Annotated in this window: 17 protein-coding genes and 1 other RNA gene; 10 read left to right on the forward strand and 8 right to left on the reverse strand. The window is 55.1% G+C overall.

Going from position 1 to position 22,973, the window contains the following annotated elements; translation table 11 throughout:
• Nucleotides 1–25: 25 nt before the first annotated feature.
• From ACOTXC_RS11120 to ppsR, 4 genes are all read right to left on the reverse strand, one after another.
• Nucleotides 26–2,008: a TonB-dependent hemoglobin/transferrin/lactoferrin family receptor gene (locus ACOTXC_RS11120; protein WP_421767645.1), complete on the reverse strand. Its 1,983-nt coding sequence runs from the start codon at nt 2,006–2,008 to the stop codon at nt 26–28.
• A 76-nt stretch (nt 2,009–2,084) separates the two neighbouring features.
• Nucleotides 2,085–2,273, reverse strand: a complete 189-nt coding sequence (hemP, locus tag ACOTXC_RS11125; RefSeq protein ID WP_022647850.1) for a hemin uptake protein HemP — start codon at nt 2,271–2,273, stop codon at nt 2,085–2,087.
• A 209-nt stretch (nt 2,274–2,482) separates the two neighbouring features.
• Complete coding sequence (gene aroH, locus ACOTXC_RS11130; RefSeq protein WP_045309066.1) at nt 2,483–3,529, reverse strand: 3-deoxy-7-phosphoheptulonate synthase AroH; 1,047 nt, start codon at nt 3,527–3,529, stop codon at nt 2,483–2,485.
• A 150-nt stretch (nt 3,530–3,679) separates the two neighbouring features.
• Entirely contained in the window at nt 3,680–4,513 is an 834-nt protein-coding gene (gene ppsR / locus ACOTXC_RS11135; RefSeq protein WP_017384644.1) for a posphoenolpyruvate synthetase regulatory kinase/phosphorylase PpsR, read from the reverse strand.
• A 335-nt stretch (nt 4,514–4,848) separates the two neighbouring features.
• On the opposite strand from ppsR, the gene ppsA reads away from it, so the two are divergent.
• From ppsA to ACOTXC_RS11155, 4 genes are all read left to right on the forward strand, one after another.
• Nucleotides 4,849–7,227, forward strand: coding sequence for a phosphoenolpyruvate synthase (gene ppsA / locus ACOTXC_RS11140; protein WP_023305974.1), 2,379 nt, complete (start codon nt 4,849–4,851; stop codon nt 7,225–7,227).
• Nucleotides 7,228–7,461: 234 nt separating this feature from the next.
• A complete protein-coding gene (locus tag ACOTXC_RS11145) occupies nt 7,462–8,862 on the forward strand; it encodes an MFS transporter (RefSeq protein ID WP_421767646.1) in 1,401 nt (466 codons plus the stop codon).
• Between the two features lie 3 nt (nt 8,863–8,865).
• On the forward strand, nt 8,866–11,241 hold the full coding sequence (locus tag ACOTXC_RS11150; RefSeq protein ID WP_421767647.1) for a glycoside hydrolase family 3 N-terminal domain-containing protein: 2,376 nt from the start codon (nt 8,866–8,868) through the stop codon (nt 11,239–11,241).
• Between the two features lie 358 nt (nt 11,242–11,599).
• Nucleotides 11,600–11,806 (forward strand): hypothetical protein, encoded by a 207-nt coding sequence (locus ACOTXC_RS11155; RefSeq protein ID WP_022647855.1) that lies wholly within the window; start codon nt 11,600–11,602, stop codon nt 11,804–11,806.
• A gap of 186 nt (nt 11,807–11,992) precedes the next feature.
• Here the strand turns inward: ACOTXC_RS11155 and rprA are convergent.
• Nucleotides 11,993–12,100, reverse strand: an RNA gene (rprA, locus tag ACOTXC_RS11160) — antisense sRNA RprA.
• A gap of 209 nt (nt 12,101–12,309) precedes the next feature.
• Nucleotides 12,310–13,425, reverse strand: coding sequence for an AI-2E family transporter YdiK (gene ydiK, locus ACOTXC_RS11165; protein WP_421767648.1), 1,116 nt, complete (start codon nt 13,423–13,425; stop codon nt 12,310–12,312).
• A 199-nt stretch (nt 13,426–13,624) separates the two neighbouring features.
• Between ydiK and ydiJ the strand changes: the two genes are divergently transcribed.
• From ydiJ to ACOTXC_RS11180, 3 genes are all read left to right on the forward strand, one after another.
• The gene (gene ydiJ / locus ACOTXC_RS11170) at nt 13,625–16,681 is read left to right on the forward strand and encodes a D-2-hydroxyglutarate dehydrogenase YdiJ (protein ID WP_421767649.1); all 3,057 of its coding nucleotides are present in this window, start codon (nt 13,625–13,627) and stop codon (nt 16,679–16,681) included.
• Nucleotides 16,678–17,088 (forward strand): 1,4-dihydroxy-2-naphthoyl-CoA hydrolase, encoded by a 411-nt coding sequence (gene menI / locus ACOTXC_RS11175; protein ID WP_023305978.1) that lies wholly within the window; start codon nt 16,678–16,680, stop codon nt 17,086–17,088. Before ydiJ ends, menI begins: the two co-directional genes overlap by 4 nt.
• Before the next feature lie 85 nt (nt 17,089–17,173).
• On the forward strand, nt 17,174–17,368 hold the full coding sequence (locus ACOTXC_RS11180; RefSeq protein ID WP_003857766.1) for a YdiH family protein: 195 nt from the start codon (nt 17,174–17,176) through the stop codon (nt 17,366–17,368).
• 46 nt (nt 17,369–17,414) lie between these two features.
• Here ACOTXC_RS11180 and ACOTXC_RS11185 read toward each other — a convergent pair whose 3' ends face one another.
• Nucleotides 17,415–18,044, reverse strand: a complete 630-nt coding sequence (locus ACOTXC_RS11185) for a helix-turn-helix domain-containing protein (protein ID WP_180243813.1) — start codon at nt 18,042–18,044, stop codon at nt 17,415–17,417.
• Nucleotides 18,045–18,121: 77 nt separating this feature from the next.
• Nucleotides 18,122–18,781, reverse strand: a complete 660-nt coding sequence (locus ACOTXC_RS11190) for a winged helix-turn-helix transcriptional regulator (RefSeq protein WP_022647860.1) — start codon at nt 18,779–18,781, stop codon at nt 18,122–18,124.
• A 354-nt stretch (nt 18,782–19,135) separates the two neighbouring features.
• Here ACOTXC_RS11190 and ACOTXC_RS11195 point away from each other — a divergent pair, with 354 nt between their 5' ends.
• From ACOTXC_RS11195 to ACOTXC_RS11205, 3 genes are read left to right on the forward strand one after another with little or no spacing between them, the layout of a single operon-like run.
• Nucleotides 19,136–19,666, forward strand: coding sequence for a fimbrial protein (locus ACOTXC_RS11195; RefSeq protein ID WP_022647861.1), 531 nt, complete (start codon nt 19,136–19,138; stop codon nt 19,664–19,666).
• Between the two features lie 57 nt (nt 19,667–19,723).
• Nucleotides 19,724–20,401, forward strand: a complete 678-nt coding sequence (locus ACOTXC_RS11200) for a fimbrial biogenesis chaperone (protein ID WP_022647862.1) — start codon at nt 19,724–19,726, stop codon at nt 20,399–20,401.
• Nucleotides 20,402–20,428: 27 nt separating this feature from the next.
• Nucleotides 20,429–22,972 carry a fimbria/pilus outer membrane usher protein gene (locus ACOTXC_RS11205; protein ID WP_421767650.1) on the forward strand — a complete coding sequence of 848 codons (2,544 nt, stop codon included), beginning with the start codon at nt 20,429–20,431 and terminating at the stop codon, nt 22,970–22,972.
• The last annotated feature ends 1 nt before the right edge of the window (nt 22,973 follow it).

Raw genomic sequence — 22,973 nt, forward strand, 5'->3', positions numbered from 1 at the left:
TTCTGAATCGTTGCCCCGAAGGGAATTACCATTGATAACTGACGAAGATCTTGCCGTTGCGGCCATCCTGCGGGATGCCCTGCGGTGACCAGTAGGCTTTGTCGAAGGCGTTCCCCAGCACGAGGGTGGTGGTGATGCCTTTGAACTGCTGCTGGCCTTTATAACTGACGTAGAAATCATTTACTGCGTAGCCAGGCTGCTCGCTGTAGCTGCTGCTGATGTGCGTTGAACGTTCGACGAAGGTGCCGATCCAGCCCACGGAGAAGCCGCTTTGCGCCACCGGGATATCCAGCTTGCTGGTGACGGTGTCCGGGTTGATGCTGGAGATATATTCACCCGTGTCGGTATCTTTCCCGCGCGTGCGGTTGTAGGCCACGTCGAGGTTGAACAGGCTGGTCGAGTAGGTCGCCATCATGTCCCAGCCCCAGATTTTGGCATTTGGTACGTTATAGGACATGGTAGTGGCCGCCGCAAAATCGACGGTGGTAGAGATGTAATCTTTCGCTTTGGTGTCGAAGTAGCTGGCTTTGAACTCCAGCGCGTCGTTGGCGAGTAGCAGATCGTCAAAACGCAGCCCAAAACCGAACTCCTGGGTTTCGTTGGTCTCCGGACGCAGGTTCGGGTTCGGCACCCAGTAGTTAGTGTAGAAGCTGCCGATAGAGAAGTGCTTTGAGTCGTTATACATCTCGCCCATCGTTGGCGCGCGGAAGGCCTGGGCGTAAGAGCCGAAGAGCATCAGCCAGTCGGTTGGACTCACGGTTAACCCGGCGCGTGATGACCATTTATCCGCATCCACGTCGTCGTAACCGTCGCTGCTGCCGCGGTAGTTGTCGTAACGCGTCCCGCCGAGAAGCGTTACCGGCAGGTCGCGCAGGGTGATCTCATCCTGCAACCAGCCGGAGCTGAAGTCGATTTTAGCGTCCGGGAAGCCGGTGGTCGCGCCGCCAGGGTGTTGCTCCTGACGGTAGTATTCCCCGCCGTAGGTCAGCAGGTGCGAGGCGAAGGAGTCGCTGAACAGGCGGGTGCGGTTTTCCACTTTGCCGCCTTTGGTGGTCTGCTTACGGAACTCGCCGCTGGCGTCGATGTTCTGGGCGTTGATCCGCGCTTCGGACCAGTAAATTTTCGCATCGGCGTTCAGCCAGTCGTTTCCGGCTGGCGCAATGCGGTAGCCAAGCTGGGCATCGCGCTGAATGGTGGAACGATCGGTCATCGGGTTACTGCTGCTGGCATCCGTGGTCTGCGGGTTTTTCGGCTCCTGCGTGTCGTTGTTGTAGTAGCGCAGGGAGCCGCTCAGCGTCTGAGCCGGATCAATTTTCCAGCTGCCTTTCGCCAGCATATTGTTGATGGATTCGTCGTTTGGCGCCCTCGCGCCGTCACTCTGGCGAATGTCGCCGCGATCGCGACTGGACCAGGAGACCACACCGTCCAGGGTATCGGTGCGGCCATAGGCGCTGGCGCCCATCCCGATGCTGTGATCGCCTGTTGCACCGGTAGCAAATACGCGATAGCCGCTATTTTTACCTGCGTCCAGCAGATCGCTGGCGTCGACGGTGTCATATGAAATTACGCCGCCCAGCGCGCCGCTGCCGTACAGCAAGGCGGAAGGGCCACGTACCACTTCGATACGTTTGATCAGCGCCGGATCGAGGAACGTGCTGTTCAGGTGTCCGGTATCGGTGCCCTGGCGTACGCCATCCACCAGCACCAGCACGCCACGTCGGTCGTAACCGCGCAGGTTAACGTCCTGACCGTTGGTGCGCCCGGTGCCGTCCAGCGTCAGGCCGGGCACCTTGCGCAGCAGGTCGGCGGCGGAGCTGGCGGTCTGGTTTTCCGGCGCGGTGGCGTCAATCACGCTTACCATCATGGGGGCTTCGAAGGCGCTGCGGGCGTTGCCGGTGGCGGTAACGGTGATATCGTCTGTGGCGGCAAACGCAACGCCCGGCAGGGTGCTGACAATTGCCAGCGCCAGAAGAGACGGGCGTAAAGACACGGATTGCAGGTGTGGCATAGCAACTCTCCATAAGAATTGAAAAGCGCTGGCTGCCTGGGGATCACCTGGGTGGCTGGCGAATGTGTTGTCTGGATTATTTAGTCAGGATCAGTTTTCCGGCATTGGTCTGGCGCAGCAGGTAGTGCTGGCCGTCATGCTCGATAATGACCCGTCCCTCCTCACCCAACAGGCTTTTGCTGTCGATTCGGCGATCGGTGGGAGCAGGGGACGGCGCTGTGTGTGTTTTTACTGGCGTTGCCGCGCTGTTATCGGTCGGTGACATAATGTTTATAAATAACAATCAATGTAACAATGATAATCATTATCAATAAACTGCAAATTCACGGCAAGCGTTTTTATGAAAATTGTGTGAGGGGATCAAATTTGGGGGAGAGGTGCGGTCTGATGCCCTCACCCCAACCCTCTCCCACGGGGAGAGGGAGAAGGGCACGTACCGTAGGCCGGGTAAGCGCAGCGTCACCCGGCAGGATTTTAAAAGCGCGTGTCCACGGCTGAAGCCAGCTTCTCCAGCAGCAGCTCGCTGTCTTCCCAGCTCAGGCACGGGTCGGTAATCGACTGGCCGTACACCATTTGCTGTCCGGCGACGATCTTCTGCGTGCCTTCTTTGATAAAGCTCTCCGCCATAATTCCTGCAATGGCGGTCGAGCCGCTGCGGATCTGCTGGCAGACTTCATCGCAGACGTCCAGCTGGCGGCGGTGCTGTTTCTGGCAGTTGCCGTGGCTGAAATCCACCACCAGATGCTCCGGCAGGTCAAATTCCGCCAGCGTTTCGCAGGCGGCGGCAATATCTTCTGCATGGTAATTCGGTTTTTTACCTCCACGCATAATGATATGTCCGAACGGGTTGCCGCTGGTCTGGTAGATGGTCATCTGGCCGTTTTTATCCGGGGAGAGGAACATATGGCTGGCGCGTGACGCGCGGATGGCATCAACGGCGATGCGGGTATTGCCGTCCGTTCCGTTTTTGAAGCCCACCGGGCAGGAGAGCGCCGACGCCATTTCACGGTGGATCTGGCTTTCGGTGGTACGCGCGCCAATCGCGCCCCAGCTAATGAGGTCGGCAATAAACTGTCCGGTCACCATATCCAGAAATTCGGTAGCGGTCGGCACGCCCAGCTCGTTAACCTGTAGCAGCAGCTTACGCGCCAGCGCAATGCCGTGATTCACCCGGTAACTACCGTTCAGATCGGGATCGGATATCAATCCTTTCCAGCCCACGACGGTACGCGGTTTTTCAAAGTAGGTACGCATCACGATCTCCAGGCGATCCTGATACGTGCCGCGCAGCGTCTGAAGGCGTTGTGCATAATCCATCGCCGCGTCCAGGTCGTGGATGGAGCAGGGGCCAATTACTACCAGAAGACGTTTGTCTTCACCATTGAGAATTTTTTCGATGCGGCGACGGGAGGCCGTCACATGGTCCGCCACCTCGGCGGAAACGGGGTGCAGCCGGGCCAGCTCAGCCGGGGTGACCAGGCTATCAATGCGCGCGGTGCGCAGTTCGTCGGTTTTGTTCATGGAATGTCTCAGAAATTTTTTGCTTCATCGGCAGACTACCGGGAAGTGATGGGCATCACCTTAAACCAATCCCTGCTGATTTCAAGTTCGGGGCACGTCGCCCCGAGGATGGCATGATAATAACTGAAACTGGATTAATGTACTAGCATATTAGTACATGCGGCGATTCAGTCCCATGATATCGAGGATCTTGGTGGCAATTTCTTCTACTGAATAGTTGGTACTGTTCAGCCAGGGAATTTGATTTTTCCGGTACAGCGCTTCGACTTCGGAGACTTCCATTCGACACTGGCGCATCGAGGCGTAGCGGCTGTTCTCGCGACGTTCTTCGCGGATCGCCGCCAGGCGTTCCGGGTTGATGGTCAGCCCAAACAGCTTATGCTGGAGCGGCTTGAGCGCGGCGGGCAGCACCAGGTTATCCATATCATCGGCAATAAAGGGGTAGTTGGCGGCGCGAATGCCAAACTGCATGGCCAGGTAAAGGCTGGTGGGGGTTTTACCGCAGCGCGACACACCTAGCAAAATGACCTGCGCCTGGTCCAGATTGCGCAGCGAGATCCCGTCGTCGTGCGCCAGAGTGTAGTCAATGGCGGCAATACGCGCATCGTATTTGGTCAGGTTGCCGGGGTTCAGCCCGTGGGTACGGTGAGCGATCGGCGTCGGGTCGAGCTTCAGCTCGCTTTGCAAGGGAGCAACCAGCGCCTGCACGATGTCCTGACAGAAGCCCTCGCTTTGCAAAATGATGTTGCGGATCTCAGGGATCACAATGGAATAGAACACCAGCGGACGAACGCCGGTCTGCTGGTAAATGGCGTCGATCTGGTCCTTGACCGCTTTGGCCCGGCTCTCATTTTCCACGAACGGCAACGTGATGCTGTTTATCGATACCGGAAACTGCGACATCACCGCGTGTCCCAGCACCTCGGCGGTAATCGCCGTCCCATCAGAAATATAAAAAACGTGGCGATCGACAGCATTATCCATTTTATCCACCCTGAATAGCGTACGTAATTGCCTGAAAGCATAAATTAAAAAAGTTAATTGCACAGCAAAGAACTTATCTGAATTTAAAATGAAATGGTGTTTTTGATTTTCCTGAAAAGTGGATTTCATTTTCTGATTAGCGGCGTTATTTCTATGGTTTTTGACGGAATCTATAGGAATCATCGGGTTAGCGAGTGCGGGGAAACTGTCCGAAAAGTTGAAAATTTAAATTGCTTACACGATTCACCGTTTTTTTAGCGGAAATAAATATGCCAGTATAAATACGTAGTCAGGTGTTTCTTACTCCGATCAAATATCACAAAAGGATTGTTTCGATGTCCAACAATGGCTCGTCACCGCTGGTGCTTTGGTATAACCAACTCGGCATGAATGATGTAGACAGAGTTGGGGGCAAAAATGCCTCCCTGGGTGAAATGATTACAAATCTGTCCGGTATGGGTGTCTCCGTACCAAACGGGTTTGCCACAACCGCCGATGCGTTTAACCTGTTTTTAGACCAGAGCGGTGTAAACCAGCGCATTTACGACCTGCTGGATAAAACGGATATTGATGATGTCACCGAGCTTGCCAAAGCCGGCGCGCAAATCCGCCAGTGGATCATCGACACACCTTTCCAGCCGGAACTGGAAAAAGCCATCCATGACGCCTACAACCAGCTCTCCGCTGACGACGCGCAGGCCTCCTTTGCCGTGCGCTCTTCCGCTACCGCGGAAGATATGCCGGATGCCTCTTTCGCCGGACAGCAGGAAACCTTCCTCAACGTCCAGGGTTACGAGGCGGTACTGGTGGCGGTGAAGCATGTGTTTGCTTCCCTGTTCAACGACCGCGCCATCTCCTATCGCGTGCATCAGGGCTATGACCACCGCGGCGTCGCGCTCTCCGCAGGCGTACAGCGCATGGTGCGCTCCGACGTGGGCTCTTCCGGCGTGATGTTCTCTATCGATACTGAATCCGGCTTCGACCAGGTGGTGTTTATCACCTCCGCATGGGGTCTGGGCGAGATGGTGGTGCAGGGGGCGGTGAACCCTGACGAATTCTACGTGCACAAGCCTACGCTGGCGGCTAACCGTCCGGCAGTGGTACGCCGCACCATGGGCTCGAAAAAAATCCGCATGATCTATGCCCCGACGCAAGAGCATGGCAAGCAGGTCACCATTGAAGATGTGCCGCAGGAGCAGCGGGATCGCTTCTCGCTCACCGACGCCGAAGTGGAAGAGCTGGCAAAGCAGGCGGTGCAGATTGAAAAACACTATGGCCGTCCGATGGACATCGAGTGGGCCAAAGACGGACACACCGGCAAGCTGTTTATCGTGCAGGCGCGTCCGGAAACCGTCCGTTCGCGCGGTCAGGTCATGGAGCGCTACACCCTGCACGCGCAGGGCAAAATTGTCGCGGAAGGTCGTGCGATTGGTCACCGCATCGGTGCCGGTCCAGTGAAAGTGATCCACGACATCAGCGAGATGAATCGCATTCAGCCTGGCGACGTGCTGGTGACCGACATGACCGACCCGGACTGGGAGCCGATCATGAAGAAAGCGGCTGCTATCGTCACCAACCGCGGTGGCCGTACCTGTCACGCGGCTATCATTGCCCGTGAGCTGGGGATCCCGGCGGTAGTCGGCTGTGGTGACGCGACCGAACGCATGAAGGACGACCAGAACGTGACGGTCTCCTGTGCCGAAGGCGATACCGGTTACGTGTATGCCGATATCCTCGACTTCAGCGTGAAGAGCTCCAGCGTGGATACCATGCCGGACCTGCCGCTGAAAATCATGATGAACGTCGGTAACCCGGATCGCGCGTTTGACTTCGCCTGCCTGCCGAACGAAGGCGTGGGCCTGGCGCGTCTGGAATTCATCATCAACCGCATGATCGGCGTTCACCCGCGCGCGCTGCTGGAGTTTGACGACCAGGACGCGAAGCTGCAAAACGAAATCCGCGAGATGATGAAGGGTTACGACTCGCCGAGAGAGTTCTATGTCGGTCGTCTGACGGAAGGCATCGCCACGCTCGGCGCGGCCTTCTACCCGAAACGCGTGATCGTGCGTCTGTCGGACTTTAAGTCCAACGAATATGCCAACCTGGTGGGCGGCGAACGCTACGAGCCGGAAGAAGAGAACCCGATGCTGGGCTTCCGCGGCGCCGGACGCTACGTGTCGGAAAGCTTCCGCGACTGCTTCGCGCTGGAGTGCGAGGCGGTAAAACGCGTGCGCAACGACATGGGGTTGACCAACGTGGAAATCATGATCCCGTTCGTCCGTACCGTGGATCAGGCGAAAGCGGTGGTGGATGAGCTGGCGCGTCAGGGGCTGAAGCGCGGCGAGAACGGGCTGAAGATCATCATGATGTGTGAAATTCCGTCCAACGCCCTGCTGGCCGAGCAGTTCCTGGAGCACTTCGACGGCTTCTCCATTGGTTCGAATGATATGACGCAGCTGGCGCTCGGCCTGGACCGCGACTCCGGCGTCGTCTCTGAGCTGTTTGATGAGCGTAACGAGGCGGTGAAAGCGCTGCTCTCCATGGCCATCCGTGCGGCGAAGAAACAGGGTAAATATGTCGGGATCTGCGGGCAGGGTCCTTCTGACCATGAAGACTTTGCGGCCTGGCTGATGGATGAGGGGATTGATAGCCTCTCCCTGAACCCGGACACCGTGGTGCAAACCTGGCTGAGCCTGGCAGAGCTGAACAAGTAAAACCTGCATAACCTGAAAAAGGCGAGGATATCTGTCCTCGCCTTTTTTATTTTCCTGCGAATATGCTCACCATCACAAATAAAGCAAAAAACCAAATATCATAATTTATCTGTTAATTTAGACAATTGTTAGTGGGCAGGGCGTTGCTAATACTTGAGCCTTACCGCGTACATCCGTCGGGATGATGCGCGACTGGTTGAAATACGTTTTAACCTGAAAAAAAGGCAAATAACAATGACAATCTCCTCTGTATTACGTACCAAAGATAAAATAGGTTATGGCCTCGGTGATATGGCCAGCGCGCTGGTCTGGCAAACGGCAACGTTATTTCTCGCGTATTTCTATACGGACGTATTCGGTTTGCCGGCGGCCATTATGGGCACCATGTTTTTAGTGGTGCGCGTGATCGATGCGTTTGTCGATCCGTGCATTGGCGCGCTGGTGGATCGCACTCAGACCCGCCACGGTCGTTTTCGTCCCTGGCTGCTCTGGTTTGCCATTCCGTTTGGCGTGAGCTGCCTGATTACCTTCTACGTACCGGATGCCGGGCAGACGGCGAAAATTGTCTATGCCTGCGTAACCTATGCCATCCTGAGCCTGATCTACTCCGCGATTAACGTCCCATACTGCGCCATGCCCGGCGCGCTGACGCTCGACCCGCGCGAGCGCCACTCGCTGCAATCCTGGCGCTTTGGCCTGTCGTTTATCGGCGGGTTGATTGTAACGGTCATCGCGCTGCCGCTGGTCTCATTATTAGGTCAGGGGAATGTGCAAAAAGGTTATTTCTATGCCATGAGCCTGATGGGGCTGCTGGGTATTATTTTATTCTTCTGCTGCTTCTTTATGACCCGGGAGCGTTACTCGCCACGCAATGTCACCTCCGGCTCGATGCTGACGGATTTAAAACTGCTGGCCGCCAACAACCAGTGGCGAATTGTTTTTCTGTTTAATATTTTACTGTTAACCGCCGTCGTGACGCGTGGCTCTGCGACCATGTATTACGTTAACTATGTTCTGTTACGTCCTGAACTGGTCTTTGCCTTTATTGTTTCCGGCATGGTGGCATCCTTAAGCGGCGCATTATTATCTGAACGCCTGCTGGGGAAATTTGATCGCGTACGTGCCTATCAGTGGACCATTATTTCTTTCGTTATTTTTGGCGCGTTGATTTTCTTCATTCCTCCTTCGCAGGTGTGGCTGATATTCGGTCTGAATATTGTGTTTAGTTTTATTCAGAACCTGACCACGCCGCTGCAATGGACCATGTTCTCCGATGTGGTGGACTACGAAGAACACCGCAGCGGCCGCCGTCTGGACGGGCTGGTCTTTTCTACCGCCCTGTTTGCCATCAAGTTTGGGTTGGCGCTGGGTGGGGCGGTAGTCGGTTGGGTGCTGGGCATGGTGGATTACGCGCCCGGACAGGCAAACCAGGCGCCTCACGTCCTCGCAACCATCAATGCCCTGTTCACCCTGATCCCCTGCGGGCTGTTCCTCTGCATGGTGGCGCTCCTTGCTATCTACAAACTCAACAGCCGACTGGTGGATTCCATTGCCCGTGAGCTTGCCAGCAAGCGACACATTCGAAACGATGCGGGGCAGCTCAGCCCGGTAACCCAATCCGCACTACAGGAGTAAACCATGACTGTGATCTACAAGGACGCGGGACGTCCCGTACACGAGCGTGTCGCTGATTTACTGGCGCGTATGACGCCGGAAGAGAAATTTGCCCAGATGCACGCGTACTGGCTGATCCTCGATGAACACGGCAACCACCGCGAGCGTAGCGATTTGAGCGATGAGTTCGCCGGCGTGAGCGAACAGGCGTCCCTCAGCGAAAGGCTGAAGCTGGGCGTCGGGCAGATCACCCGTCCGCTCGGCACGCACATTGTTGATGCAAAAACCGGCGTGCGTGCCGCTAACCGCCTGCAACGTATGATGATGGAGGAGACCCGGCTCGGCATTCCGGCGCTGTTTCATGAGGAGTGTCTGGTGGGGCTGCTGTGCAAAGATGCAACCCTGTTCCCGTCGTCGCTGAACTACGGTTCCACCTGGGACCCGGCGCTGGTGCAGCGCGCGGCGGAGCAGATTGGCAACGAGGCCCGGTCTGTCGGGTGCCAGCAGGGGCTGGCCCCGGTGCTGGATGTCTCGCGCGATGTGCGCTGGGGACGGACGGAAGAGACCTTTGGGGAAGATCCGTGGCTGGTAGGGGTGATGGCGACGGCGTACGTGAAGGGGTTGCAGGGCGATAAGCGCGATCTGCTGGCGACCCTGAAACATTACGTGGGGCACTCCTTCAGCGAAGGGGCGCGCAATCATGCGCCGGTCCATCTGGGTTTCAGCGAGCTAAACGATACCTTCCTGCTACCGTTTGAGATGGCGGTGAAGCTGGCCAACGCCGGTTCGGTGATGCCAGCCTATCATGACATTGATAATCAGCCAGGGCACAGCGACCATTTCCTGCTCACCACCGTGCTGCGTGATCAGTGGGGCTTCGACGGCATTATTGTCGCGGATTACGGCGGCGTCAGCCTGCTGCACCAGCACCACGGGATTTCTCACGATCCAGCAGAATCGGCGGCGCTGGCGTTTAACGCCGGGCTGGACGTGGAATTGCCGAAGGATGACTGCGCGCGTCATCTGGCGGAAGCGGTAGAGCGTGGGCTTATCTCCATGGCGAAGGTGGATGAGATTGTGGCGCGCGTGCTAAGTGAAAAATTCCGTCTCGGGCTGTTTGAAAAACCGTACGCCGACGAAAAAGGTATCGATTTGCAGAATGAGGCGACCCGGCAGGTGGCGCGCGAGGTGGCAACAAAATCGATCACGCTGCTGGAAAATAACGGCATTTTGCCCCTCGGCGGAAAACCCCGTGTAGCGGTAGTGGGGCCGACGGCGGACGATCCGCTGGCGTTGCTGAGCGGCTACAGCTTCCCGGTTCACCTGATCATCAGCGATATGGTTGAAGAGACCTCGCAGGTGACAACCCCGCGCGCAGCGCTGGAACAGTACCTTGGTGCATCGCAGATACGTTACGCCAAAGGGTGCCACATTATCGAAAAACGGATGGCGGGTGCGCCGGTGTTCCCGGGCGACAGCGGCGGTAAACCGATGCAGCAATCGCCGGTTTCACAACGCACGGATTTGATCCCCGAAGCCGTGAGCGCGGCAAAAGAGAGTGACGTGGTGGTGGCCTGCGTGGGCGACCTCGCCGGGCTATTCCAGAGCGGCACCGTGGGGGAAGGATCGGATACCGATTCGCTGAATCTGCCGGGCATGCAGCAACAGCTGCTGGAGGAGCTGGTGGCAACCGGCAAGCCGGTAATTGTCGTCATGACGGGTGGGCGTCCTTATAACCTTCAGGGGCTGGAAGAGAAGGTGGCCGCGCTGATGATGGCCTGGGCGCCGGGGCAGGAAGGGGGCTGGGCGATTGCCGATATCTTAACCGGCCGCGCGGAGCCGCAGGGCAGGCTGGTAGTCAGCGTGCCGAAAAACGCCGGGGCGATGCCGTACTACTATAACCACAAGCTGAAAAGCGGCGGCACGCCGTTTGCGTTCCATTTCGGCGCACTTTACCCGTTCGGTTACGGTCTTGGCTGGACGCAGTTTCACTGGAGTGCGGCGCGTCTCGCTGAAAGCCACGTCCCGGTCGACGGAGAGGTGGTGTTAAGCGTCGATGTCAGCAACATCGGGGAGCGCAGCGGCAGCGAAGTAATACAGGTGTACGTGCGTGACAAAGTCGCGACGCAGGTTCGTCCGCTTCAGGAGCTGAAAGCGTTTCAACGCGTTACGCTTTCACCGGGAGAAACCGCCACCCTGACCTTTACCTTGCCGGTGGAGATGTTTAATTTCACCCGCCGGGACGGGAAGCGGATTGTCGAGCCAGGTGAATTTGAGCTACAGGTTGGCGCGTCCTCGGCGGATATTCGCGAGGTGGTGAACGTGCAGGTGACCGGGGAGACGCGGGTGCTGGAGGGGGAATGGCAGATGTTGAGTAGGAGTGAAATTTGTAAAAATTAATATTCAGGACTCGCCTGGCCACAAAGGCGAGTCCTCTTTCAAGCAATCAAAAGAGGAAAATGAACTTACAAAGCACTAATAACTTAAAAAAATAGTTCGCATAAGAATAGTCTTAGCCGCCTTGCTCTGAGCCTGGAACTGATATAGCTACTCCTCACCGTCTGCTGGTTGCAGGACTGCGCCAGATAGCCTGATAGGTTTGATGAGCTATAAAAGATGAAATTTAAATGAATATACGGACTCTGTCTGATTTAAGTTCCCTGTGCAACGGCTACATGACAACGCAATGCAGGGAAAACGAAGAACTACAGTGCATAGCGTCAGAACTCAGGATTCAATAAGTAACTGGAGAGGTTAAGTGGTTGTAGATATTTCGGTGTTATTCATTATTCTTTTAATGATTGTGTGCGCCCTGATTTATCGCCTTTCTGTCATGGAAGATAAGTTGTTAGCAATGGAGTTAAGACACGCTACGGAAGTCAACGCAGCGCGTAGAGAAGGGTATATAAACTGCATGAATCTTCATGCTCAGGTTGAAAAAAGTATAAAAGATAAAGCTAAATGATGGCGTTTTTAGGAACGCCAATTGGCTGTTGGTACGAGAAAGATATTCAGTTGATAGTGAAATGGCATATGCTTATGACGAATGGAACTAAACAGTAAAACTCTTTCATCGCTATTCATCCGTCTGTAATGAACGGTTGTTTCGTTTAAAACACGCCTAAATCCTGTGCGCTCAGCATAAGGTAAATAAAAAAAAAGCCCATCGTGGGAGATGGGCAAAGACTACACACAGCAATTCGTTGTTTCACTCAGGGGATTTCCATGCTTATAAATCAAGGTGTTGATTTATAACCGTGTCTTAATAGTAGGCATGCCAACTTTATGAGTCGATCGGATTCGTCTCAATAGTTAAAGGGAGGTAAAGATTTCTTGAAGAGAATGACGGTTTTAGGCATGAAAAGGCGGGTCTGACCAGTGCGCAGAGAATAAATAGTTTAGCAACGTTTAAGTATTCCTGCGAAGAGTGTAGGCCGGGTAAGCGTTAGCGCCACCCGGCAAAGGTTATTACTGCGCGTTCTTATCTTCCAGCTCTTCAAGTTCGCTTAAGATGAGGTCCGGATCGGTTCCGGGTGACGGCACTTCATGCACCCAGGCAGAGAAGAGACGCCAGGTTACCGCAAGCAGCACCGGACCGATAAACAGGCCAATCATGCCGAAGGCAATCAACCCCCCGATCACCCCGGACAGGATCAGAATCAGCGGCAGATCAGCGCCCATGCGGATGAGGAGAGGACGAATCACGTTATCCATGGTGCCCACCACGCAACTCCAGACCAGCAGCACCGTGCCCCAGGTCGTGTCCCCCGTCCAGTAAAGCCAGATAATGCAGGGAACCAGCACCAGCAGCGGACCAAGCTGTGCCAGACAGGTCATCAGCATGACAACGGTGAAAATGGTGGCATAAGGTACGCCGGAAACCGCCAGCCCGATACCGCCAAGCACCGCCTGCACCAGCGCTGTGACCACCACGCCGAGCGCCACCGCGCGAACGGCCTGGGCTGCCAGCAGCACGGCCGCATCGCCGCGTTTACCTGCCAGCCGGGTGGCGAAATGGCGTACCCCCAGCGCAACCTGCTCGCCGCGCCAGTACAGCAGGGCGCTGAAGACCAGCATCAACGTACAGTGCATCATGAAGCGACCAATATGCGCAGCCTGCCCGACAAACCAGGTGGTAGTTGTGCCGATGTACGGGCGCACTTTGGCCATCAGGGCGCTACCGCCCATCTCCAGCAGGCTGTGCCAGCCGCTGTATAGTTTTGCGCCCACAACAGGAATGCTGTTCAGCCACGCGAGATCCGGCAGCGTCATGTCACCGCTGGTGACCGCGCGAATAACCGGGCCGCTGCTGTCAACCAGGCTGTTAACCAGCAGCGCAATGGGAATAATAAACAGCAGGAACAGCAGCAGCGTCATCACCAGCACGGCAAGGCCGCGGCGACCAAACAGCAGTTTCTGCAAACGTAAGAGTAAAGGCCAGGTTGCGACCACGACGGTCGCGGCCCAGGCAAATCCGAGCACGAAAGGACGAACAATCCACAGACACGCAATAATCATAATGGCTAAGAACAGCACCGACAGCAGTATCTGTGCGACATCCCTGGGCTGACGAAGATTGACCATAAACGAAACTTTCCTTAAATGAACACCAGCAAGGCTGATGGGAATATAAACCGCATCTCTCTAATCATTAGTGATTTCAGCGATTTTTGACAGGCGGATTTTGCCCGTAATTCTACGAAGCACATAAGAAAAAAATGTGATAAAACTTTCCAGACACAACGCAAACGATTTCACACTATTCTCATTAGGGTCGACAGCAATGATCCCACAGATTTCTCAGGCACCGGGCGTCGTTCAACTGGTGCTTAATTTTTTGCAGGCACTGGAGCAACAGGGTTTTACAGGTGATACCGCCACCGATTATGCCGACAGGCTGACGATGGCAACCGATAACAGTATTTACCAGCTTCTTCCCGATGCTGTCGTTTTTCCGCGCTCTACCGCCGATGTGGCCCTCATCGCCCGTCTGGCGTCGCAGGAGCGTTTCAGCTCCCTGGTCTTTACCCCGCGCGGCGGCGGGACGGGCACCAATGGGCAGGCGCTGAACCAGGGCATCATCGTTGATATGTCCCGCTATATGAATCGCATCATTGAGATCAACCCGGAAGAGGGGTGGGTGCGTGTGGAAGCGGGGGTAATCAAAGATCAGCTGAATCAGTTTTTAAAACCGTATGGCTATTTTTTTGCGCCCGAGCTTTCCACCAGTAACCGCGCAACCCTTGGCGGGATGATCAACACCGATGCCTCAGGGCAGGGCTCGCTGGTCTACGGCAAAACCTCCGATCACGTCATGGGTGTGCGGGCGGTGCTGCTGGGGGGCGATATTCTCGATACCCAGCCGTTGCCGGTCGAACTGGCTGAAACGCTGGCAAAAGAGAGCACCACCAGCGGACGGATTTATCGCACCGTGCTGGAGCGCTGCCGCGAAAATCGCGAACTGATCCTCGACAAATTCCCGAAGCTCAATCGCTTCCTGACGGGCTACGATCTGCGCCATGTCTTTAATGACGATCTGAGCCAGTTCGATCTTACCCGCGTACTGACCGGGTCAGAAGGGACGCTGGCCTTTATCACCGAAGCGCGTCTGGATATCACCCCGCTGCCGAAGGTGCGCCGTCTGGTGAACGTCAAATACAACTCCTTTGACTCCGCGCTGCGTAATGCCCCGTTTATGGTGGAGGCGCGGGCGCTGTCGGTGGAAACCGTTGATTCAAAAGTACTGAACCTGGCCCGGGAAGATATTGTCTGGCATTCGGTGAGCGAACTGATTACCGACGTGCCGGATAAAGAGATGCTCGGTCTGAACATCGTCGAGTTCGCCGGGGATGACGCAGAGCTGATTGAGAGCCAGGTGAGCACGCTCTGCCAGCGTCTGGATGAGCTGATTGCACAGGGGGAAGGCGGCGTCATTGGCTGGCAGCTGTGTAACGACCTCTCCGGCATCGAGCGAATCTACGCGATGCGTAAAAAGGCGGTGGGGCTGCTCGGTAACGCGAAAGGGGCGGCGAAGCCGATTCCGTTTGCGGAAGATACCTGCGTGCCGCCGGAGCATCTGGCGGATTATATTGTGGAGTTTCGTGCGCTGCTCGACAGCCATGGTCTGAGCTATGGCATGTTCGGGCACGTTGACGCGGGTGTGCTACACGTGCGCCCGGCGCTGGACATGTGTGATCCGCAGCAGGAGATCCTGATGAAGGAGATCTCCGACGAAGTCGTGGCCCTTACGGCCAAATATGGCGGTTTGTTATGGGGAGAGCATGGCAAAGGATTCCGCGCCGAGTACAGCCCGGCGTTTTTTGGCGAACAACTCTACGCCGAGCTGCGTAAGGTGAAAGCCGCTTTTGATCCTGATAACCGTCTTAACCCGGGTAAAATCTGCCCGCCAGAGGGCGTTGATGCGCCGATGTTGCAGGTAGACGCCGTCAAGCGCGGCACCTATGACCGACAAATTCCGATTGCGGTTCGCGCTTCCTGGCGCGGCGCGATGGAGTGCAACGGCAACGGGCTGTGCTTCAACTTCGATGTGAAAAGCCCGATGTGTCCGTCGATGAAAATCACCAGCAACCGCATCCACTCCCCAAAAGGACGTGCGACGCTGGTGCGCGAATGGCTGCGCCTGCTGGCTGACCGCGGCATTGACCCGCTCAAGCTGGAACTGGAGCTGCCGGAAAAACGCACCAGCCTGCGCAGGCTCATCGAACGGACCCGCAACAGCTGGCATGCGAATAAAGGCGAATACGATTTCTCGCATGAGGTGAAAGAGGCGATGTCCGGCTGCCTGGCGTGCAAGGCGTGTTCAACCCAGTGCCCGATTAAAATTGACGTGCCGGAATTCCGTTCCCGCTTCCTCCAGCTGTACCACACGCGTTATCTGCGCCCGATGCGCGATCATCTGGTGGCAACGGTGGAGAGTTACGCGCCGCTAATGGCTCGTGCGCCAAAAACCTTTAACTTCTTTATCAATCAGCCGCTGGTGCGCAAACTGTCTGAAAAACATATCGGCATGGTGGATCTGCCGCTGCTGTCGGTGCCATCGCTCCAGCGTCGGCTGGTGGGGCACCGCTCGGCGAACATGACCCTGGAACAACTGGAAGCATTAAGCCCTGAGCAGAAAGCGAAGGTGGTGCTGGTGGTGCAGGATCCGTTTACCAGCTATTACGATGCGCAGGTGGTGGCTGATTTTGTCCGTCTGGCAGAGAAAATTGGCTACCAGCCGGTGGTACTGCCGTTCTCGCCGAACGGCAAGGCGCAGCACATTAAAGGTTTCCTGACCCGCTTCGCGAAAACCGCGCAGAAAACTTCAGATTTCCTGAATCGCGTGGCGCAGCTCGATATGCCAATGGTGGGCGTCGATCCGGCGCTGGTGCTCTGTTACCGGGATGAATATAAGCAGACGCTCGGCGATAAGCGCGGTGATTTTCAGGTCTTACTGGTGCATGAGTGGCTGCCTTCGGTGCTGAAGCAAACGGCCCCTCAGGAGGTCAGCGGAGAATCCTGGTACCTGTTTGGGCACTGCACTGAAGTGACCGCGCTGCCGACGGCGCCTACCCAGTGGGCTTCTATCTTCGCCCGCTATGGCGCGAAGCTGGAAAGCGTCAACGTGGGTTGCTGCGGTATGGCCGGAACCTACGGTCATGAAGTCAAAAACCACGCTAACTCGCTCGGCATTTACGAGCTGTCGTGGCACCAGGCAATGCAGCGCCTGCCGCGTAACCGCTGTCTGGCGACGGGCTACTCCTGCCGCAGCCAGGTGAAACGGGTGGAAGGTAACGGCGTTCGCCATCCCTTGCAGGCTTTACTGGAGATTATCGGATGATCTGGAAACGTGCGGTCACTCTGCAGGCCTTAAATGCCATGGGTGCGGAAAACATGGTCGGTTTGCTGGATATCCAGTTTACGCGCATTGGCGATAATGAACTTGAAGCGACGATGCCAGTAGACAGTCGTACTCATCAACCGTTTGGCCTGCTGCACGGCGGTGCGTCCGTCGTGCTGGCCGAAACGCTGGGGTCGGTCGCGGGTTACCTGTGTACGGAAGGGGAGCAGAAGGTGGTCGGGCTGGAGGTCAATGCCAACCACATCCGCTCCGTTCGCAGCGGACGCGTGCGCGGTGTTTGCCGCGCACTGCACGCCGGAAGTCGTCATCAGGTGTGGCAGATTGATATACTGGACGAGCAGGATCGCCTGTGTTGTTCATCCAGACTGACGACGGCCGTTGTGTAAAGTTTCCGAATGTCTTGCTTTTGGTCAAAAATTAGCCGCCTGATTGTGATATACTGGTCACGTTTTGAACATAAGCGAGGACATCATGGATACTGAAATAACCCCAACACAGCTGGCAATTGAATATTTACGTCGCGATAAAAGCAATCTGTCTCCGGCGCAGTACCTGAAAAAGCTGAAACAACTTGAGCTGGAATTTACGGATTTGCTGGCGCTCTCTTCAAACGAGCTGAAAGAAGAGATCTACTTTGCCTGGCGGTTGGGCGTTCACGTCCATTGAGCAGTGAAGAAAAGGCCGCCCGCGCGGCCTTTTTTGTGTCTGAAACTCAGTATTTGGCAGGCAGTTTGTTAATTTTAATGAGCCGGCCTTCTTCCATTTCGATGAACCCGCCCGTTTTCAGGTCAGCCAGTATCCGCATTACGCCGCTGCGGGAAAGCCGGGTTTTATCCCGGATGTACCTTTCCGCCGTCACGCTGCGTCGGTAGCTGTCATCTTCCTGCATCAGCATCATGAGCTGCTGACGAATCATCTCGTAAGCCGTTGGCGCACCTTTCGGCATGACGTTATGATAAAGGCGGTTATAGACAAACATCAGATGATTAGAAAGCAGCCCCCATAACGCCTTCTCTTTGATAACTTCTGCCACCCGATCGGTTGGTAGCACGCCGATCAGGCATGGCGTCACCGTTTTGAGATAATCGTTAAAATATATGTCCGTCAGATTAGCGAGACCAAACAGGGCGGGGCTGCGCGCGGTGGTAAGCATCATGTCGTCGCTTCTTCTGTATATCGCGATTGTGCCCTCGAGAATTAAATAACACATACTCTGCCCGTTAACCTGCAGATCAAGTTGCTCACCGGGATCGGTTTTATACGTGGCGCAGTGCGGCTGTAAGTGGGAAATCAGTTCCTGGGCATAGGGAGAGCCGCGATGCGATGGTTTGTCAGAAGACATAGCGTTAACCTGGAAAGAGACTGTACTTTCTATAGTGTCGCTCTTATTTTCCACCTTCTCCAGAGATAAAAACAGCCTCAGTACTTGCGGGGTAAGTGATGGATCTCGATTAGCACGCCGCGCTCCATAGTGATGTATTTCCCCGTCCGCAACTCCGCCAGGATCCGCATAATGCCGCTGCGTGAAAGATAGGTGCGGCTTTTGATATAGGCTGCGGCGGTAATGCTTTGTCTTATGGCTTCCGGCTCCTGCATCAGTTCTACCAGCTGAAAGCGGATAATGTCGTAAGCCGACATCTGCGATATCTGGGCACAATGTTCGTAAACGCGCGATGCGGTATAGATCAGCAGGTTCGAGAAGGACTCCCATAAATTCTGTTGTGCGACTACGTGATTAAAACGCTCCAGCGTAACGCTAGCCACCTCTGAAGTTTCCAGCGCTCTTACGTAGAGGTGCTCAGAAGAAAACTGGCTGCTCACGCCGAGTATAAAAGGTGCGGATTCGGAATTTAAGACGATACCGTCACCTCGACGATGCAATGCCACGCTGCCATGTAACAGTAAAAAGCACTGGCGGATATCACCGGAATAATAATGGATGACTTCACCTTTAGCCATGATGCATCTTTCCGTATGCGGCAAAACATTATCGATTATTTTTTCAATGTGCTTAAGAGGCTTAGCGCCAAGCACTGTTGTTATTTCATTGCCTGAAACGGGCGCAATACGGGTGTTCATAAGAGGCCTCATACACTGACGCGATCATTTTTTGATCGACATAAAGAATTATCTTAAAAAACAGTTAGTCAGGGAATATTTTCGTCGAGTCTAATTATAGACTTGCCTATTAATGAGTGTTAATTAGTTGAATTTGAAACATTTTTGACTTAGGTCTAAAAGTAGACCGGGGACTTTATTGTTAAGATATTTCCAAAGTAATTTGTTTTGTTTTTGTTAAAAGAGAGTCTACAGCTAGACCCTAAAATCGATTGTGCGTAGAAAAAGAGTTGTATAAATTTTGATTCGTCGAAAGGGGTTTTATTTCTGCAACTGAATATCGGTAATAAATAAAGTAATACAGGAAAGAGAATTATGAATAAAAAATTGATGATGGCAATGTTAGCGGCAGGTTCTGTACTCACCATGACCAATGCATTTGCAGCGGCAGGTACCGTTAATTTTAACGGAAATATTCTGGATTCTGCCTGCGACGTAGATGTGGCATCTCAGAACCAGGTGGTGGTATTGGGCGATTATTATAAAACGGAATTCCCGACGGCGGGAGCCAGAACGGCTGCGACGCAGTTTAATATTATTTTGAAAAACTGTCCTGTGACGGTCACTAATGCAAAAGTCCGTTTTGACGGTACGCCGGATTTAACCAACGCCAGCCTGCTGGCGATTGATACGTCCGTGGCGGGGGCGGCCACAGGGGTAGCGATTAACCTGATGACTGCAGATAAAGCCGATCTGCCGCTGTACGGCAGCAACAGCTATACCTACGCGCTCAGCAGTACGGCTGATAATACACTGAACTTCTACGCGCAGTATATCTCCACCGCAGCGTCCGTGACCGCGGGCCCGGCTAACTCGGTCGCGAACTTCTCAGTGGTTTACAACTAAGTCATTGGCAGTAATTAGCAGGGGGCTTCCCGGCCCCTTGTTTTATGAGGTATTGAAATGCGTTTTATAACGACAACTGGCCTGGCGATGGCGCTGTTATCGCTGACGTTAACATCCGCCAGTGCTGGAGTAGTTATTGGCGGCACCCGCATTATTTTCGATGGGGCAAAAAAAGAAGCGTCAATAAGTATCACCAATCCTGATGACGTTCCTTATTTAATCCAGTCGTGGATTGATGTTCAGGATGGGCAATCCGGTAAAGCGCCTTTTATTATTACGCCTCCGCTGTATCGGCTGGATGGCGGGCAAAAAAACCTTGAGCGTATTGTCATGACAGGCTCGCTGCCTCAGGGGCAGGAGAGTTTATTCTGGCTGAACATTAAAGCTATTCCATCAGCTTCAAAGCAGATGAACTCGCTGCAAATTGCCGTCAAAACGCGCATTAAACTTATTTATCGGCCAGAGAGCCTTCGTGCGTCTACCCCTGAGGAACAAACCAACAAATTAACCTGGCATCGTGCGGGAAATGCTCTGCAGGTAAATAACCCAACGCCGTACGTTATCAATTTCAATGAAATAACGGTCGGGGGTAAAAAACTTGACGATGTCACGTACGTAATGCCTTCAGGCTCAGTTCGTTTCCCGTTACCGAATGGGACCAATGGCAATACGCTGACGTTTAAAGTCATTAACGATTATGGCAATCCTGGCGAATTACACCGGGCCAGTTTGTGATCCCTTTGCATTAATCGGGTGCTCGTCATGACAACGGCATTTAATACAGTGCAGCCTGCGCGCCTGGCAATATTCATTGCCCTCGCGCTTGCGGGTTTCTCTCCCACACTGTGGGCCAGTGAGACGTTTAATACGGAACTGGTAGAACTGGATAATCCCGGAATGGGAAAAGCGGATTTATCTGCCTTTGAATCCGGCTCGCAGGCGCCCGGGACGTACCTCGTTGATATTATTCTTGACGATCGGCTGCTGGAAACGCGGGATATTCGTTTCATGGCAGTGAAGGATGCTAACGGCAGTGAAACGTTGCAGCCGTGCCTGAGTATCAGGCAGTTAAAAGCGTGGGGCGTGAAAACGGCGCTTTTCCCGCAGCTCGACGCCGGGCAAGGAGAATGCGCCGATCTCAAGGCGATTCCACAGGCCAGCGCGGACTTCCAGTTTGGCGCCCAGCGTCTGGCAATCAGCATCCCACAGGCTGCCATAGATCTGCCAGCGAGAGGTTACGTTCCGCCGGAGATGTGGGATGAAGGCATTACCGCGGCCATGCTCAACTACAGCCTGAGCGGCGCGAACAGCCGGGCAAGAAGCGGGGCAGGCACCCGCAGCGACAGTCAGTATGCAAACCTGCGACCGGGGATCAACGTCGGTCCCTGGCGGTTACGCAACTACACCACCTGGTCCCGCGATGCGTCCGGCCAGGATAAGTGGGACAATGTCTATACCTTGATGCAGCGCGCGATTATTCCCCTGCAAGCCCAGCTTACGCTCGGAGACAGTTCCGCCCCTGCCGATGTCTTTGACAGCATGCCTTTTCGCGGCGTCCAGCTGGCGTCCGACGACGACATGCTACCGGATTCCCTGAAAGGCTATGCGCCGGTGGTGCGCGGTATTGCGCGAACTAACGCGCAGGTCGTGGTGCGTCAGAATGGCTATCAAATCTACCAAAGCTATGTGGCGCCGGGCGCGTTTGAGATCGCGGATATGTATCCCACCGGCGGCGCGGGCGATCTTGAAGTCACGATCGTCGAAGCCGATGGCAGTGAGCAACATTTCACCCTGCCGTACGCTTCGCTGCCGGTCCTGCAACGGGAGGGGCGCCTGAAATATGCCCTTACCGCCGGGCAGTATCGATCGTATAACCGTAGCGTGGAGAAAACCCCCTTCGGGCAACTGACCGGAATCTACGGCCTCCCTTACGGCCTCACGCTCTATGGCGGCGTTCAGGGGGCAGATAAGTACCAGTCGGCGGCTCTGGGGGTGGGCAAGAACATGGGCGATTTCGGGGCGATATCCGCAGACCTCACCCAGGGCTGGTCAACGCCGGAGCATGCCGCGAAAACAAGCGGTCAGTCGTGGCGGGCCCGATACAGCAAGAATTTTATTAATTCCGGGACGAACTTTTCGATTGCCGGGTATCGCTACTCGACCCGCGGCTATTACGGGATGCAGGAGGTCCTCGATTCGTACGGCGACAGCAGCGCGCTTCAGGACAGGCGACGTAACCGTGCCGAGCTGACAATGAGCCAGACGCTGGGGGACAACCTGGGCGCGCTTACCCTCAGTGCGGCGCAGGAAGATTACTGGAATGACGGTAAGTCGATGGCTTCGTGGAGCGTCGGCTATAGCAACTACTGGCACAACATCAGCTATGGCCTGACATGGACCTACAGCAAAAATGTCCGCTCAGCGTCAGAAACCCGCGACAACCAAAAAAACGCTGATCACGACCAGCTTCTGGCGTTCAACATCAGCATTCCGCTGGATAAATTTTTGCCGCAGACATGGGCGAACTATGGCATGAACGCCAGCAGGAATAACGGGACGACACACAGCATCGGTCTGAACGGGGTGGCACTCGAAAACCGAGCCCTGAACTGGAACGTGCAGCAGGGATACGGCACAGAGGGCGTGGGCTATACCGGCAACGTTAACGCGAACTACAGAGGCACCTATGGCGAAGCCACGGCGGGGTATGGTTATGACAAAAACAGTGAACGCCTGAATTACGGGCTACAAGGCGGCATTCTCGCCCATGCTGATGGCATCACGCTTTCTCAGCCGCTGGGGGAGACCAACGCCTTAATTAAAGCTCCTGGCGCCCACGGCGTGGATATCCGCAATCAGCCCGGTGTACGGACAGATGTTCGCGGTTATACGGTCGTGAGCAACCTTTCGGTCTACCGAAAAAACGATCTCACTCTCGATCCGGAAAATATGCCGGAGGATGTCGAACTGGAGATCAACACCCGCACGGTAACGCCGACACGGGGAGCGGTGGTGAGAGCCGATTATTTGCCGAAGTCAGGTCGCCGGGTGCTGATGACCTTGACCGACAACGAACGCGCCGTTCCGTTTGGGGCGGTGGTCACCCTTGTCGGTGATGAGAGCAGCAGTTTTATTGTGGGCGATCGCGGTCAGGTTTATTTAACCGGTATGCGCGAGGAGGGGACGTTAGTCGCGACATGGGGGAGTCAGCCCAGCCAGCAATGCCGCGCTGATTTCAGCCTGCCGACACACTCAACATTCGGTGGGATCGCTGACATGCGCGCCTCCTGCCGTCAGGAACGTTAAC

The sequence above is a fragment of the Enterobacter cloacae complex sp. IR5428 genome (assembly GCF_049238585.1).
Classification (GTDB): Bacteria; Pseudomonadota; Gammaproteobacteria; order Enterobacterales; family Enterobacteriaceae; genus Enterobacter; species Enterobacter intestinihominis.

Bases quoted from the DNA above. Each gene is read 5' to 3' on its own strand.
- ACOTXC_RS11120 (WP_421767645.1), bottom strand. From the start codon at position 2,008: ATGCCACACCTGCAATCCGTGTCTTTACGCCCGTCTCTTCTGGCGCTG.
- ydiJ (WP_421767649.1), top strand. From the start codon at position 13,625: ATGATCCCACAGATTTCTCAGGCACCGGGCGTCGTTCAACTGGTGCTT.
- ppsA (WP_023305974.1), top strand. From the start codon at position 4,849: ATGTCCAACAATGGCTCGTCACCGCTGGTGCTTTGGTATAACCAACTC.
- ACOTXC_RS11200 (WP_022647862.1), top strand. From the start codon at position 19,724: ATGCGTTTTATAACGACAACTGGCCTGGCGATGGCGCTGTTATCGCTG.
- ACOTXC_RS11185 (WP_180243813.1), bottom strand. From the start codon at position 18,044: ATGTCTTCTGACAAACCATCGCATCGCGGCTCTCCCTATGCCCAGGAA.
- ACOTXC_RS11205 (WP_421767650.1), top strand. From the start codon at position 20,429: ATGACAACGGCATTTAATACAGTGCAGCCTGCGCGCCTGGCAATATTC.
- menI (WP_023305978.1), top strand. From the start codon at position 16,678: ATGATCTGGAAACGTGCGGTCACTCTGCAGGCCTTAAATGCCATGGGT.
- ACOTXC_RS11180 (WP_003857766.1), top strand. From the start codon at position 17,174: ATGGATACTGAAATAACCCCAACACAGCTGGCAATTGAATATTTACGT.
- ACOTXC_RS11190 (WP_022647860.1), bottom strand. From the start codon at position 18,781: ATGAACACCCGTATTGCGCCCGTTTCAGGCAATGAAATAACAACAGTG.
- ACOTXC_RS11150 (WP_421767647.1), top strand. From the start codon at position 8,866: ATGACTGTGATCTACAAGGACGCGGGACGTCCCGTACACGAGCGTGTC.
- hemP (WP_022647850.1), bottom strand. From the start codon at position 2,273: ATGTCACCGACCGATAACAGCGCGGCAACGCCAGTAAAAACACACACA.
- aroH (WP_045309066.1), bottom strand. From the start codon at position 3,529: ATGAACAAAACCGACGAACTGCGCACCGCGCGCATTGATAGCCTGGTC.
- ACOTXC_RS11195 (WP_022647861.1), top strand. From the start codon at position 19,136: ATGAATAAAAAATTGATGATGGCAATGTTAGCGGCAGGTTCTGTACTC.
- ydiK (WP_421767648.1), bottom strand. From the start codon at position 13,425: ATGGTCAATCTTCGTCAGCCCAGGGATGTCGCACAGATACTGCTGTCG.
- ppsR (WP_017384644.1), bottom strand. From the start codon at position 4,513: ATGGATAATGCTGTCGATCGCCACGTTTTTTATATTTCTGATGGGACG.
- ACOTXC_RS11145 (WP_421767646.1), top strand. From the start codon at position 7,462: ATGACAATCTCCTCTGTATTACGTACCAAAGATAAAATAGGTTATGGC.